Source organism: Gordoniibacillus kamchatkensis (assembly GCF_000829455.1).
Classification (GTDB): Bacteria; Bacillota; Bacilli; order Paenibacillales; family NBRC-103111; genus Gordoniibacillus; species Gordoniibacillus kamchatkensis.
This window is the reverse complement of the sequence record NZ_JXAK01000001.1, coordinates 172030-186112: the sequence shown is the minus strand read 5'-3', so window position 1 is coordinate 186112 and position 14083 is coordinate 172030. Positions and strand designations below refer to the sequence as shown.

Sequence of the window (14083 nt, the reverse complement as noted above, 5' to 3'; positions counted from 1 at the left end):
CAGTGAGTCACATATTCCTTTTTTATAAGACGATTCTACCTGTCCGCTCAAGTTTGTGGAATTTACAATATTCATGTGTCGAGAATGTTGAGGAGGGGCTACGAAATGAGAAAGAAATGGTTTTCGGTGTTGGCTGTGTCGCTTATTGTCGCTACGGCTCTTACCGGGTGCATGGGCAAGCAATCAAGCGATGGAGGGGGAAACGCTAATTCGGGGTCAGGTGCAAGCTCGTCCAAGACCAAAACGATCACCCTGAAAGTCATGGGACTGACTCCTAAGGATACGGAAGCCGTAAAAACGATTGTAGGCGATTATCAAGCCGGACATCCGGGCGTGCAAGTGGACTTTCAAATTCCTCCGGATAATGGGGCTGCCTTGCTCAAAACCAGGTTTGCCGCAGGTGACGCTCCGGATATTTTTTATCTGTCCCCTGCAGATATTCCCGCTTGGTCCGAAAAGCTTGCGGATTTATCGAACGAGCCATGGGCGAAGCATGTACTGCCGGAAGGCATTCGCAACATCACGGTCGATGGAAAGAAATTGGGTTTTCCGCTACAGATTGAAGGGAACGGTATTGTTTATAACAAAGATTTGTTTGCCAAAGCAGGGATTACGAATGTTCCGGTTACCCTGACGGAGCTGAAGCAGACAGCCGAAAAATTGAAAGCGGCCGGAATCCAGCCGTTCGGTGAGGCGTGGAAAAACTGGGGCTTTCTGATGCACCTTTTTGGCGTAACCTTTGCTCATGAACAGGATGAGAATGGGTTTATCGATCAGCTGAACAAAGGCACAAAACAGATCAAGGATTTATCCAATATAAATAACTTTTTTGCTCTGCTTGATTTGACTGACGATTACGGATTTGGAAAAGACTCTATCGCCTATGACTTCACACAGCAACAAAAGGATTTCGCCAGCGGCAAAATGGCAATGATCAAACAAGGGACTTGGTATACCGCTCCGCTTCTGAAGCAAAATCCGAATTTGAATATGGGATTGTTCGCCGTACCACTGAGCGATAACGCTTCCGAAACCAAGTTGATGGTCGCCAGCACAAGCAACTTCGTAATCAACAAAAGCTCCGAACATTTGGAGGAAAGCAAAAAGTTTTTGAATTGGCTGCATGACAACGGTCAGAAATATCTTGTGGAAACATTAAAGGTGGCGCCGGTATTTGATGATCTTAACGCGAGCCAGATTGGACCTTTGCACAAAGACATGAACACTTACATTAAAGCAGGCAAAACCTACGACAACTTCGGCACCGAGCTTTGGCCGTCCGGCTTCAATACGGATATTTCAAAACCGCTTCAAGCCTATATCGCCGGTGTAGCGACAAAGGACCAAACGGTGAAGCAATTGCAGGATATTTGGACACAGCGACTGAATAAATAGCTTCCAAAATCAGGGCTCGGCATGTAAGCAGCCGGGTCCTGATCAGTTTCAGAGCATTTTTAAAAGGAGCAGCAGCATGAATAAACAAATTTATCGGAAGTCTCTTGTTTATATTGCATTTGTCGGTCCAATGCTAATCTTATTTCTACTCTTTATATTTCTTCCCTTTATACGTTCGATTATTTATTCTTTTCAAGATTGGAACGGGATTAACAGCCATACGCATTGGGTGGGCTGGAAAAATTACAGAAACGTCTTGACAGATACGGACTTTGCCAGAACTATCTCTTTCACCTTGAAATATGTATTAGCTACGGTTATCGGGCTTAACGTCTTGGGGTTGATATTGGCCGTTGCGTTAAATGTAGGGTTGAAGTCGAGAAATTTGCTTCGTACGGCGTTTTTTTTACCTACCGTGATGGGGACGGTCATTATCGGTTTCATTTGGAATTTTATTATAACCCGCCTATTTCCGCAAATCGGAGAACTGACAGGTATCGGCATTTTGCATTCAAGCTGGTTAGCTTTGCCGAAATATGCTTTTTGGGCAATTATCATCGTTACAGTATGGCATACTCTCGGTTACTACATGATTATTTACTTGGCAGGGCTGCAAGGACTGTCTCATGAACTGATGGAAGCCGCAGAAATTGACGGAGCGGGAAGGATAAAACGCTTTTGGAGCATCGTTCTGCCCCTGATCCGTCCCTCCATCACGATTTGTCTGTTTCTTTCCATCATCAACGGATTTAAATCTTTCGATATTAACTACTCGCTTACAATGGGTGGACCGTACGGAACGACTGAGTCCATTTCGTACCAAATTTTCCAGGATGCCTTCAGCAAAGATTTGTTCTCTTATGCATCTGCTAAGGCAGTCATATTTTTCCTCATTTTGACTCTGTTTTCCGTTGTTCAGGTTGCCATTTTGAAAAGAAAAGAGGTAGAGGCATGAGAACATCGCGATACGGAGCCGGAAAATTGGCGCTTGAGCTTCTGCTTGTCATATTTGCGTCACTCACACTTTATCCGATATTTCTAATTCTTATTAATAGTGTGAAGACGTATCCCGAAGTTATGAAATCTCTTGTCTCCATGCCGAATGAGCCGACGTTAGAAAATTTCTCGAAGGTCTGGGTATTGATGAATTATCCTCGCGCCTTCCTCAATTCCTTACTCGTCACCGTAAGTTCCGTGATCGGTGTATTGTTGGCAAGTTCAGCCGCAGCGTACCGACTCGTCCGAAGTCCGGGGAAAATCAGCCGGTTCATTTTTTATTTCGTTCTGTCCTCGTTGGTGATTCCGTTTCAAATCATTATGGTTCCTGCTCTTAAGGTTGCGAAAGATTTCCACCTGGTAAACACATTGCACGGCCTTGTCTTCATGTACTGGGGCTTTTGGTTCCTAGCGCTTTGTTCCTGTATCACGGCTTTGTAAAATCAATACCCGTTGAATTGGAAGAATCCGCACATATAGACGGTTGTGGGCCCTTTAAAATGTATTTCCGGATTGTTCTGCCCCTTTTGATGCCTATTACGACAACAATTGCTATCATTAAAGTTCTTGCAGTTTACAATGACTTCATGCTTCCGCTCGTCATGATCAGCTCCAATGAATACCGTACCATTCCACTCGCTGTCAGCGTATTTTTCGGTAATTATGCAAATGACTGGGAATTTATTATGGCAGCGCTCTCAATTTCAATTATTCCGATTATCATATTTTTCCTGTTCATGCAGAGATATATCATTCAGGGTCTGGTTGCAGGAGCGGTTAAAGGTTGAGAATAGACGGGAGAGTGACGGACGATATGCCTTTTGATCTCTGGAAGCAGGTGTACGAGCAACCGATTTACAAAAAAGCATTCGGTTGATGCAGCGCCATCGCATCGAGCGGATCCAACAAAACAGCCTGTTCTCATTATGAGAGACAGGCTTTCGAAAGATTCTTCGTCGGTATGTACGCGCGATAACCGCGGATTAACTTCTTCCAAGCAGTTTTTGTATAAACACGCTGCACGCCATCGTTGCCGCATGGTCCTTGCTCCGAATCAGCGAAAAGTCCCGTTCCAAGCGGCTTCCCTTGATGGCGATTTCGCAAATCTCGCCTGCTTCCAGTTCTTTGCGCACAACCCACCGGGACAAAATCGCTATGCCCAGTCCGGCGGCTACGGCTTCTTTTACCCCTTGACTGCTGTTAAATACATAAGACCGTTTCACCGCAAGGCCGGCTTGCCGGATGAACTGGTCGCTGAAAGCGCGTGTGCCGGAACCGCTTTCGCGAAGCACCCACACTTGGTTTTGCAGCAACGGTAGACCGGCGATGCGGAGGGAAGCGAGGGGATGGCCGGCGGCCGCGATCAAAATCATTTCGTCCTTCATGTAAGGGGTGACGATCAGGTCGGCCGCCGTCACGCTGCCTTCCACCAGGCCCAGATCCAGCTTGTTTCCCCGCACAGCCTGGCTGATTTCCTCCGTGTTGCCGATCGTCACGCTCATCTCGACTTGCGGATACTGGCCGGCGAATTCCGCGAGCAGCCGCGGCAAAATGTACTCCCCGATCGTGAAGCTGGCCCCGACCTGGAGCGATCCGGTCACCCTGTCCTGCAGCCTGAAAATGTCCTGCTTCGCATCCTCATACAAAGCGAGAATTTGTTTCGCGCGCTATATAGCATGTCCCCGGCTTCGGTCAACTGGACATGCTTGGGCGAACGATGCATGAGCTTGGTTCCGAACTCGTTTTCCAAATTGCGTATATGCAAGCTGACGCCCGGCTGGGACAAGTTTAACATTTCCGCCGCGCGGGAGAAATTGCGCTGCTCCGACACCGTGACAAACACGCGAAGCGTTTCGACGATCATGCGAAGCCCCCCTTGTTTTCTCCCATTCTATACTCATTCCCCCGAGTCGGCAAACCAATCATAAGTTTTTCTCATGATTCGAATAGCAGATCGGTATTTCCCATTCCGCATGCGAAGCCGTATAGTGAAGCCGTAAAACCCGCGCGCGATGACAACAAGGGGAGTGAGGACAATGGCAAAGGCATACGCCCTTCCGTTGAGAAAGAAACAAGGCTTCGGTTTTGCGCAAGGAATCGGATTAACGTTGCTGCTTGCCGTTACGGCGAAATTTTTGGCGGGCTTGCCGTTCTTAAGCATTATGGGCCAGCTCGTCATTGCGATATTGCTTGGCATTGCCTGGAGAGCGGCAATCGGCGTGCCGGAGCGGGCGATTGCCGGCATAGCTTTCTCCAGCAAAAAGCTGCTTCGCTTGGGCATCATTCTGCTCGGAATGCGGCTCAACCTTATGGATATCGTGCAGGCGGGGCCGAAGGTGCTGGCGATTGCGGTCATCAATATTGCGTTTGCGCTCTTCGTCGTTTACGGCATTACGCGGCTTTTTCACGTGGATAAAAGACTCGGCATTCTGACTGCCTGCGGCACCGCCATTTGCGGAGCGGCGGCCGTCGTGGCGATATCGCCGCAGATCAAGGCAAGCGATGACGAGACGGCTGTTGGCGCCGCCACGGTAGCGATTCTCGGCACGATTTTCACCCTGACGTATACGCTGCTCTTCCCTGTGCTCGGACTGTCGGACAAAGGCTACGGCATTTTCGCCGGAGCGACGCTGCATGAAATCGCACACGTTATCGCTGCAGCGGCGCCCGGCGGGAAAGATGCGGTCGATCTGGCGGTTATCGTCAAGCTGACGCGGGTTGCGCTGCTGGTGCCTGTAGCCATACTGATCGGCATCTGGGCAAACCGGGCGACGCATATGGAGAACGGGCAGACAGCCAAAACAAGCTGGAAATCGATCCCGATGCCGTGGTTCATTCTCGGTTTTCTGGCGATGAGCGGCATCAACACGCTGGGTGTGATCCCGGCTCCCGCAGCGAATCAAGTGGTCGTAGCGGCTTATTTGCTGATCGCCATGGCGATGGCCGGCCTTGGGCTTAACGTAGACATCGCAACCTTCCGCCGCCTCGGCATGAAATCGTTCTTCGCGGGGCTCGCCGGTTCGGTTTTGCTGTCGGGCTTGGGCTTCGGCCTTGTTCATCTGTTCGGATTGAATTGATCATATTAGCGCCCTATTATATACTAGCTGCATGTTTCGAATAAACCTTGGAGGCATGCATGGCACTTATTGCGCTTCTTATCTTTTTGCTCACGTTGACGATGGTGATCTGGCAGCCGAAAGGGCTCAGCATCGGCTGGTCCGCCGCCGGAGGAGCCGTACTCGCTCTATGCGCCGGCGTAGTCAGCTTTGCGGATGTCGGCACAGTTGCCGGCATTGTATGGAATGCGACACTCGCCTTCGTCGGGATCATTGTGATTTCGCTCATGCTGGATGAAATCGGTTTTTTCGAGTGGGCGGCACTTCATATGGCGCGGCTGGCGAAAGGCAACGGCAAGCTCATGTTCGTTTACGTTATTCTGCTCGGAGCTGCCGTCTCCGCGCTGTTCGCCAACGACGGCGCGGCGCTCATTCTGACTCCGATCGTGCTCGCCATGGTGCGGGCGCTTCGTTTTGAGAGTAAGACGGTTTTGCCGTTCGTTATGGCCGGCGGATTTATCGCAGATACGGCATCGCTGCCGCTGGTCATCAGCAATTTGGTCAACATTATTTCCGCGGATTATTTCGGAATCGGATTCGGGCAGTACGCCGGCCGCATGATCGTGCCGAATTTGTTTTCGGTGGCGGCGAGCTTGCTGGTGCTGATGTTGTTTTATCGCGGCGCCATCCCCGGCCGTTACGATGCGGCGCAGCTGAAGCCGCCGCGCGAAGCGATCAAAGACATGAAGCTGTTCCGGCTCTCGTGGGCCATTCTGGTGTTGCTGCTGGCGGCGTATTTCGCCAGCCCGTTCCTTCATGTCCCGATATCGGCGGTGGCCGGCCTTGCCGCCGGTTCGCTCTTGTTAGCCGCGCGGCGCAGCCCCGCGATTGAAACGAAACGCGTCCTGAAAGAAGCCCCTTGGACGATCGTAGTTTTTTCGGTCGGCATGTACGTAGTCGTATACGGCCTTCGCAACGCAGGGCTGATCGATGCGCTCGGAGCCATCATTCAAGCCGTCGCCAATCGAGGCTTGTTTTCATCCGCCGTCGGCATGGGGTTCATTGCGGCGATTTTATCCTCGATAATGAATAACTTGCCTACCGTTATGATCGATGCGCTGGCGGTCAAAGGGACGGCGACCGAAGGCGCTATCCGCGAGGCTTTGGTATATGCGAATGTGATCGGGAGCGATTTGGGGCCGAAAATTACGCCGATCGGTTCGCTGGCAACGCTGCTCTGGCTTCATGTGCTGTCCCGCAAAGACGTGAAAATTACGTGGGGCAACTATTTGAAAACGGGCATTGTACTGACGGTCCCGACACTGTTTATCACCCTTACCGGACTGTATGTATGGCTGCGCATCATGCATGGCTCCGGCCATCATGCCGTCTTGTGGATGGCCATCATCGCCGTAACGGCAATCGCTTTGGCCGCAGCCGCCAAAGCGCTCGCCCGAACGAAGCAAGGCAAAAGCGAGGTCTCTTCTTCGCGAAACTAAACAAAAAACTGCGCCGCCGCCGTGCGGGCGCAGTTTTTTGCTGGGACGGAATAGCCGTGCAATTAGGCATTCAGTTTGCTTCCGGCCTAAAATCGCCCACTGCTCGCCCTGTGAAGCCCCGGTATCGGGCGCAGCATTGTTAAGTTAGGTTCGTTTTCGCTTCTTGATGGTCTTCCCACAGCGGGCCGATGTATTTTTCCAATGTTTTAACAATAACATCTCTTTGGCTCTCTTCGACATTTTCAATATCGTTTGCAATATCGTTTCTGACTCGTATGAGCACAAATAAAGGCGGTAAGCCAGTCTCGCGGAAAGCCTTGATCATGGATTTTTCTTGCGGCGTAATATCCATAAAGCGTTCTCTTCCTTTTCAGTTGGATAGGAAACATCATTTCAGGTACCTTACTTCAGCTCCGCCCGCCCTTCTTCTCGAGATAATCTCATTCTAAACCCTGACACCGGTGTTAGGGTCAAGCGAATCCCATAAAGACAAAAAGCCGCGTTTTATGCGGCTTCCGTCATCGTTTTTTATGTTACTTATGCGCTTCTAACCACCCAGCCAAAGCGGCAATGTCCGGGTCCTTCAGCGTTCCTTTGAACGGGGGCATGGCGCCTTTGCCGTTGGCAATTTGAGCCGTAATTTGATCCGCCGACAGCCTCGACCCGACTTTTTGCAAGTTAGGTCCTACGCCTCCCGACAGGTCGGCTCCATGACAGCTCATGCAATTTTGCTTGTAAATCGCCTGTGCGTCTACCGTCGTCGTCCCGCCTGCGGCGGGCGCAGGAGCTGGAGCAGCGGGGGCCGGAGCCGGAGCGGCAGGCGCAGGGGCCGGGTTGGTCCCGCAGCCTGAAAGGCAAACGGCTATCGCTAGGCCAGCTACCGATAATTGAAGTTTTTTCATAGTGCCTCCGACGATTCTGATGTCGTGAAATGAGCTTTGCATTCATTGTTAGATTGCCCATAATTGCAGACAGCATGCATGGGGCCAGCAAATATTTGGCATCGGGCAAGTGTAAACGAGCAAAGACCAGGCATAACTATTCGGCGTCTGGAAATAATAAGCATGTTCCTCGCCGCGGATTCGGAACGCTAAGTCTTTGTGAGAAAACGGTGATTGTTCTTGGAACAAAATAGCGAATTGGTCATGCATCTGTCCGAGCTCCGAAAGCGGCTCATTGTCGTCATCGGCTGTTTCCTCGCAGCGATGTGCGGGGGGCTGTACGCGGCTCCGCAAATTTTGCGCTATTTGAAGTCGCAGCCCGTAGCGGCAACCGTCGAGTGGAACGTATTTTCTTTTACCGACGGACTGTTCGTCTACTTGCGGTGTGCCTTTGTCTTCGCCGCGCTGCTCACGCTTCCGGTGCTGCTTTACCAATTATGGGCTTTCGTCCGGCCGGGGCTCACCGAGCAGGAAGCGAAAGGCACGCTGTTCTACGTCCCTGCCTCTTTCGCCCTGTTCGTAACCGGGATCTCGTTCGCCTATTGGGTAGTGTTTCCGATGATGCTCCGTTTCATGAAATCGATGAACGGGACGATCGGGGCGGTCGAAACGTACGGGATCGGCGACTATTTTTCGTTTCTGTTTGGCGTCGTATTCCCGCTCGGTGCCGCATTTGAAATGCCGCTGGTCATCCTGTTTCTGACAAGGCTCGGCATTCTGAATCCCGCCAGGATGAGAACGGCGAGGAAATACGCGTACGTCGCGCTCGCCGTGCTCGGCTCCTGCATCTCGCCGCCCGACTTTGTCTCGCACTTGTCGGTGACGATCCCGCTGCTGCTGCTGTTCGAAGTCAGCGCCGCCGTCGCCGCCAGGTATTACCGCAAACGTCTCGTTGCCGCGCCAAACTAAACTGTCAAGCCAAAGGAGAAGGTTCCCATGTTCAACAATATCGGCGCTTCCGGATTGATCATCATTTTGCTGATCGCTCTCGTCGTCTTCGGGCCGGCCAAGCTTCCCCAGCTCGGGCGGGCTTTCGGCGATACGCTCAGGGAGTTCCGCAATTCCACCAAGGGCATCGTCGACGACGACAAAGACGAGCTGAGCGGAGAGTTCGGCGAGCGGCCGCGCAAGCTGCTCTGACAATGACCATAGCAAAATAAAAAGACCGGAGACGCGCTTGCTGCAAGCATCGCTCTCCGGTCTTTTTTTGCTGATTCCGTTGCGGGAAACGCGTTCGTCCTAAAGGACGAAGGAAGCAGGTTCCTCCTAGGCGTAACCCGTTTATCCTTGTCAGGCGAGCAAGCCGCCCTTTTTCCGGTAGGCGAGAATCCCTTCGGCGGCCCGGTAAGCGAGAGCGCCGACCGTTCCCGTCGGGTTGTACCCGGAATTGTGCGGGAATGCGCTGGCGCCGATGACGAACAAGTTGTCGACGTCCCACATTTGCAAATAAGTGTTGACGGCCGACGTTGCCGGGTCCGAGCCCATAATGACGCCGCCCGTGTTGTGCGTAGACTGATAGGTGGTAATATCGTAAGGACCCAGATCCTTCATCTGGTTAATGTTGTTGGCGCCCATTTCCTTCACGATGTCAGCGCTCTTTTGCGCCAAAAACTTCGCAAGCTCGCGGTCCTGATCTTCAAAGTCGAACGTGATCCGCAGCAGCGGGTCGCCGAACGCGTCTTTATACGTCGGATCGAGGTCGAGATAATGGTGCTTGTACGACATGCACGAGCCTTGGCTGCCTACCGTCAGCGCGCGGTTCGCGTATTTGATGGAACTCGCCTTGAAATCTTTGCCCCAAGCCGGCGTGCCGGGCGGCACCGGATTGTTCTGGATCGGCCGGTAGCCGGTCGGCGTCAAGGAGATCATCCCGCCGTGGATGAAATTGACGTTCGAATGATCGAAGTTATCGCCGTTGTAATCATCGACTGTCGTGCCGAGCGCGCCCGCCCCGGCAAAATTGTTGAACTGCTTGTTCTCGAAATAGCCGACGGCGTTGCCTTTCGTGACCTGATAAGCGTAGTTTTTGCCGATGACGCCCTGCCCCGTCGAAGCGTCGTACGGCTTGCCGAGCTGGGACATGAGCAGCAGCCGGACGTTGTTGAACACATAGCTTGTCAGCACCACGATGTCGGCAGGCTGCTCGATATCTTCGCCTGTCGTCACGTCCGTGTACAGCACGCCGGTCGCTTTGTTGCCGGTATGTAAAATTCGTCTTACTTGCGAATGGGTGCGAATTTCGAATTTCCCCGTTTTTTTGGCGACCGGGATGACGGTGACGACCGGATCGCCTTTCGCCCCGTACTCGCATCCGAAACGTTCGCAATAGCCGCAATATTGGCATGGGGCGCGGGCGATGCCGTCCGGATTCGTATACGCCGTCGACAAGTTGGCGGAAGGCATCATATAAGGATGCAGCTTCAGGCGCGTCGCGGCATCGATGAACATCTGCATGGACGGCGTCTTCTTCATCGGCGGCGTCGGGTAACCGGCGGAGCGCTTTCCGCCAAGCGGGTTCGGTTCGCCGGAAATGCCGACCATTTTCTCGAATTTATCGTAGTACGGTTCGAGCTCGTCGTACGTAATGCCCCAGTCCTGAATCGACATTTCCGCAGGATTTTGTTCGCGCCGTACCGTTCCGCCGTCTTGCTGCGAATTTGAAAATCGTAAGGAAGGAAGCGGAACGTCTGGCCGTTCCAATGCACCCCCGCCCCGCCGAGACCGGTGCCGATCAAAAACGACCCGTACTGGCGCATGGGCAAAGCCCGGATCTTTTCGTTGCTGCGGAACGTGACCGTTTCCTTCGACAAATCCTGCATGAGCTCGTAGCGCAGCGCATACCGCAGCTCGTCGTGCACCATGTAGTAATCTTCCGTTTTCCGCTCCTTTCCCCTCTCGAGTCCGACGACGGTCAAGCCGTTCTTGGTCAGCTCCGAGGCGATGATGCCGCCGCCCCAACCGACGCCGACAATGACAACGTCTACTTTTGGCAATGTTTTGGCCATGTTATCTCTCCTCGCTAATGAGCGGTCATATGATCCTGGAGACTGCTTGGAGGCATTTTCGTAAAGTCTTTGTCAATAATGTTGGCGTAGCTCATTTGATTTCCCGGGTAATTACGCATCGTCCAGCCGGCCATGTTGATGTTTCCGCCATACAGCGGGTCGCTGTAAGCCCCTTCCAAAGTGTTGCTTAACAGCTGCCGGAAAAAGCCGCTCGCCGATATCGTCGTCAGCTTCACCTGGTCGGATTCGAACGCTTTCAGCACGGCGTCCTGCTGGTCGCCGGTCAGCTGCGCGAAGCCTTTGCCGTACTGAGCCTGGCTGTAGTTGTCCATTTCGCGCAGGCCGATTTCGTAAATTTCCCGTCTTTTCAGGCGACCTTGATAGCCCTGCACTTTCTCGCCGGCGTAAAACGGCGGCGACATGTAATCCCGCGCGTTAAAGCCGTAATCGCCGGCCAGCTGGTGATCGATAAAATAAGCTACCCCGAGGTCCTTGGCGCCGGGGCCGTTCTCGTCCGCGGGAAACAGCCGTTCCACGGCGGCGTTCAAAATGCCGAATTGCTCCTGGTTGAAAAACATGAGCGCACGGTTAAAGTTTCGCGGCTCGGCCGCCGCCGGTGCGCTGGGCTTGGCCGGTGCCGGTGCCGGCGCCAGGGGCTTTCTGGCGAGAGCGCCGATCGCTCCGCCCACTACCGCGCCGCCGAGCACATATCCCGTATTGATCAGAAACTTGCGGCGGGAAGGTTGATCTACCTTCGGCTTGCCCGGCTTGTCATTGTTGTCACGATTGTCCATTGCATTCACCTCCCGGTAATATGTCGCGACTTATGCTGTATTTTTTGCCAAAAACCGACGGATATACATGCCAAACGAGGGCAATATAAGCACAAACCTTCAGGGTGCCCGAGAAACGATGGCTGCGCTGCGGATGGGAAATGTGGGTCTCCGGCTTCCTTGAATACGTGTCCCTCGAATTTGAAAATATGGCCGGAACACGAGTTCAAAAGCATGCTACGCTCTCCGCCCCATCCTCCGCTCCGCGTTTCTTGGACAGTCTGAAAACTTAAATCAAAATGGAGGAAGCACGATGAAAGCAACTGCGATGCTGACCGCGCTCGGTCTTGCAGCGGTGATCGCCTTGCCCGCCTGCCAGCAAAGAGCTGCGCAAAACCAAGTGAAAGCCCAGACGGCCGCTCCGGCTCCGCCTGTTTCCCAGCCCATGGACGGGCATACCCATATCAACGACGCATCCGTCATTCCCAGCGTCGGCTCGCCGAAAGTGCGCACGACGAACGAGCACGGCGGGACAAGCTACGGAATGGGAAGCTCCGTGTACAGCGTGATCGGAAGCTCCGGGCTGCACAGCGAAGGGCTTTCGTCCCACCTGGAATCGAGGCTGAGCGGCGCCGGGATCAGCGACGTGAAAGTGCTCGCCCTCGACGACATGGTCATTCTTGCTACGGGCAGCCGCCGGCCGGCCTCTTCCACGTACGATGCCATGCAGCAGCAAGTGCTGAGCGGCACGAGCGGGATGTCGGGCAAAACCCAGGAACCCGGCAAGAGCGTCGGCACGTCGGGCACCGGCCCGGCGGGCGACGACAATTTGGATGCAGCGGAAGTGCAAATCAAGCAATTTTTGGGAAGCAATGTGAAAGTGTACAAAGTGGAAGGGTCGCAAGCGGTCGATACGATTGGCCGCATTCGGGCGAACGGCAGCGAGGGGTCCGTTTCGCCGCAAGCTGTGGCGGACAACGTTCGCACCTTGTTAAAGCTGACCTTGACCGGCGGCAAATAGCGGCGGGACGCCGCGTCTGCTCGCACCCGTCCGGGCAAATCCCGGACGCCGCTGAAGCCAGCCTGCTCCATGACGGTGCGAGGCTGGCTTTTTTGCTGCGCAGGAAACGGATACGGGAAATCCTCACGCTGCCCGGGGAAGGCGGAGCGGAAGTTGGTTCCCACCATGTTTTCATAGTCGAGGAATACGAGTTCAATGAAGCCGCAGACCTACATTTCCAATCCGCAGCGCAGCACTGCTTCTTGGGGAGCCAGGAAATCCTCACGCTATTTTGGCGGGAACAGTGCGTATCGAACAATATAGCGGGTAAACCACCATCAAATCCTCGGATCAAGCCGACAATATATGGAAATCTGCGAAATTAGCGGGAGGAAACGGAGGTAACGAGTGGGACAGACGGTTTCAGCACGAAATAGAGGGAGCAATTCCAGGTAATGCAATGCTCGCATCGGTTGTTTCAACATCTCGACTGGCTAGCAGCAAACAATTACGAACAATACGACATGTATGCTTTGAAGTATATGACGAAAGATTTAAAGGTGAAGATAGTGAAAACGAATTCGATATGTTCATCCGGGTAAATTGAATTTTCGCTTTATCCTCCCTCGGCCTCCAAACGATCAATTCAAGCAAGCAAACAACGGACAGTACCGGCATACAAACAAAGCAGCCTCCAAGTGGACCCGGTGGCTGCTTTGCCGTTAGATCGCAAGCGCAGCTTCTTATTCTACCAGCCCAAGCTCCAAATAATCGTGCTGGCTCATGACGCCGTCCACAGGGAGCTTATGGTCGCGCTCGAACGCTTTGAGCGCCCGTTCCGTGGACGGGCCGAATTTGCCGTTGCAAACGCCGTGAAAGTAACCGGCGTTGCGCAGCAGATGCTGGATCAGCTGCACGTCGGCACCGCTCGCCCCTTTGGCCAGCCGCCTTGCTTCCATTTGCGGCTCTCCCAGCACGTGCCCCATTATCGTAACGCGAGTGCCGACGTCCACCAGTTCGTACAGCTCCTCCACATGCCTGTTCAACATCCGAATGCAGCCGTGGCTCGCGTCCCTGCCGATGGAGGAAGGCCTGTTCGTGCCGTGTATGCCGTAAGTGCCCCACGGTACATCGAGCCCGATCCAACGGGTGCCGAACCCCGATCCCCAATTTTTATATTTGTTGATGACTTTCAGATCCCCTACCGGAGTAGGAGTTTCCCGTTTGCCTAAAGCTATTGGATACGTTTTGTAAACCGAACCGTCGATGTATAACGTCAGGCGGTTTTTTAACGGGTCGATGACGATGTGGGCCTGGCGGGCGTTGTTGTTCGTCCCCGGCGCGGCCATAAGCGAATCGGGCCCGGCGCCTAACGCAATGATGCACATCAGCCCGAGCACGCAAATGAATTTTCTCAT

13 protein-coding genes and 2 pseudogenes are annotated in these 14083 nt (G+C 53.3%); 9 read left to right on the top strand and 6 right to left on the bottom strand.

Annotated elements, in window-relative coordinates; all coding sequences use genetic code 11:
* Positions 1-105 precede the first annotated feature (105 nt).
* The 4 genes from SD70_RS00860 (at position 106) to SD70_RS32660 (ending at position 3179) form a co-directional block, all read left to right on the top strand.
* Positions 106-1395, top strand: a complete 1290-nt coding sequence (locus SD70_RS00860) for an ABC transporter substrate-binding protein (protein WP_041044799.1) — start codon at positions 106-108, stop codon at positions 1393-1395.
* 76 nt (positions 1396-1471) lie between these two features.
* On the top strand, positions 1472-2350 hold the full coding sequence (locus SD70_RS00855) for a carbohydrate ABC transporter permease (protein ID WP_041044798.1): 879 nt from the start codon (positions 1472-1474) through the stop codon (positions 2348-2350).
* On the top strand, positions 2347-2832 hold the full coding sequence (locus SD70_RS32665) for a carbohydrate ABC transporter permease (RefSeq protein ID WP_052486909.1): 486 nt from the start codon (positions 2347-2349) through the stop codon (positions 2830-2832). The genes SD70_RS00855 and SD70_RS32665 overlap by 4 nt, the downstream gene beginning before the upstream one ends.
* Positions 2793-3179, top strand: a complete 387-nt coding sequence (locus SD70_RS32660; RefSeq protein WP_331436703.1) for a carbohydrate ABC transporter permease — start codon at positions 2793-2795, stop codon at positions 3177-3179. The genes SD70_RS32665 and SD70_RS32660 overlap by 40 nt, the downstream gene beginning before the upstream one ends.
* A 195-nt stretch (positions 3180-3374) precedes the next feature.
* Here SD70_RS32660 and SD70_RS00845 read toward each other — a convergent pair.
* A pseudogene (locus SD70_RS00845) lies at positions 3375-4255 on the bottom strand (LysR family transcriptional regulator).
* A 172-nt stretch (positions 4256-4427) separates the two neighbouring features.
* Between SD70_RS00845 and SD70_RS00840 the strand changes: the two are divergent.
* Complete coding sequence (locus SD70_RS00840) at positions 4428-5468, top strand: YeiH family protein (RefSeq protein WP_041044797.1); 1041 nt, start codon at positions 4428-4430, stop codon at positions 5466-5468.
* A gap of 59 nt (positions 5469-5527) precedes the next feature.
* Entirely contained in the window at positions 5528-6946 is a 1419-nt protein-coding gene (locus SD70_RS00835; RefSeq protein WP_082053024.1) for an arsenic transporter, read from the top strand.
* 139 nt (positions 6947-7085) lie between these two features.
* Here the strand turns inward: SD70_RS00835 and SD70_RS00830 are convergent, their stop codons facing one another.
* Together SD70_RS00830 and SD70_RS00825 are read right to left on the bottom strand one after the other, a co-directional pair.
* Complete coding sequence (locus SD70_RS00830; protein ID WP_041044796.1) at positions 7086-7298, bottom strand: hypothetical protein; 213 nt, start codon at positions 7296-7298, stop codon at positions 7086-7088.
* Between the two features lie 181 nt (positions 7299-7479).
* The gene (locus SD70_RS00825; protein WP_041044795.1) at positions 7480-7848 is read right to left on the bottom strand and encodes a c-type cytochrome; all 369 of its coding nucleotides are present in this window, start codon (positions 7846-7848) and stop codon (positions 7480-7482) included.
* A 219-nt stretch (positions 7849-8067) separates the two neighbouring features.
* Here SD70_RS00825 and tatC point away from each other — a divergent pair, with 219 nt between their 5' ends.
* A complete protein-coding gene (gene tatC / locus SD70_RS00820; RefSeq protein WP_041044794.1) occupies positions 8068-8796 on the top strand; it encodes a twin-arginine translocase subunit TatC in 729 nt (242 codons plus the stop codon).
* A 27-nt stretch (positions 8797-8823) separates the two neighbouring features.
* A complete protein-coding gene (locus SD70_RS00815) occupies positions 8824-9027 on the top strand; it encodes a twin-arginine translocase TatA/TatE family subunit (RefSeq protein ID WP_041044793.1) in 204 nt (67 codons plus the stop codon).
* A gap of 150 nt (positions 9028-9177) precedes the next feature.
* Here the strand turns inward: SD70_RS00815 and SD70_RS00810 are convergent.
* Positions 9178-10892, bottom strand: a pseudogene (locus tag SD70_RS00810) (GMC family oxidoreductase).
* Positions 10893-10906: 14 nt separating this feature from the next.
* Positions 10907-11686, bottom strand: coding sequence for a gluconate 2-dehydrogenase subunit 3 family protein (locus SD70_RS00805; RefSeq protein ID WP_041044792.1), 780 nt, complete (start codon positions 11684-11686; stop codon positions 10907-10909).
* 292 nt (positions 11687-11978) lie between these two features.
* Between SD70_RS00805 and SD70_RS00800 the strand changes: the two genes are divergently transcribed.
* Entirely contained in the window at positions 11979-12686 is a 708-nt protein-coding gene (locus tag SD70_RS00800; RefSeq protein ID WP_041044791.1) for a hypothetical protein, read from the top strand.
* A 722-nt stretch (positions 12687-13408) separates the two neighbouring features.
* On the opposite strand, the gene SD70_RS00795 is transcribed toward SD70_RS00800, so the two are convergent.
* Entirely contained in the window at positions 13409-14083 is a 675-nt protein-coding gene (locus SD70_RS00795; RefSeq protein WP_041044880.1) for a L,D-transpeptidase family protein, read from the bottom strand.

Coding starts and splice junctions, on each gene's coding strand:
- SD70_RS00795 (WP_041044880.1), bottom strand. CDS start 14,083: ATGAGAAAATTCATTTGCGTGCTCGGGCTGATGTGCATCATTGCGTTA.
- SD70_RS00835 (WP_082053024.1), top strand. CDS start 5,528: ATGGCACTTATTGCGCTTCTTATCTTTTTGCTCACGTTGACGATGGTG.
- SD70_RS00830 (WP_041044796.1), bottom strand. CDS start 7,298: ATGGATATTACGCCGCAAGAAAAATCCATGATCAAGGCTTTCCGCGAG.
- SD70_RS00825 (WP_041044795.1), bottom strand. CDS start 7,848: ATGAAAAAACTTCAATTATCGGTAGCTGGCCTAGCGATAGCCGTTTGC.
- SD70_RS00800 (WP_041044791.1), top strand. CDS start 11,979: ATGAAAGCAACTGCGATGCTGACCGCGCTCGGTCTTGCAGCGGTGATC.
- SD70_RS00815 (WP_041044793.1), top strand. CDS start 8,824: ATGTTCAACAATATCGGCGCTTCCGGATTGATCATCATTTTGCTGATC.
- SD70_RS32665 (WP_052486909.1), top strand. CDS start 2,347: ATGAGAACATCGCGATACGGAGCCGGAAAATTGGCGCTTGAGCTTCTG.
- SD70_RS00840 (WP_041044797.1), top strand. CDS start 4,428: ATGGCAAAGGCATACGCCCTTCCGTTGAGAAAGAAACAAGGCTTCGGT.
- SD70_RS00860 (WP_041044799.1), top strand. CDS start 106: ATGAGAAAGAAATGGTTTTCGGTGTTGGCTGTGTCGCTTATTGTCGCT.
- SD70_RS00805 (WP_041044792.1), bottom strand. CDS start 11,686: ATGGACAATCGTGACAACAATGACAAGCCGGGCAAGCCGAAGGTAGAT.
- SD70_RS00855 (WP_041044798.1), top strand. CDS start 1,472: ATGAATAAACAAATTTATCGGAAGTCTCTTGTTTATATTGCATTTGTC.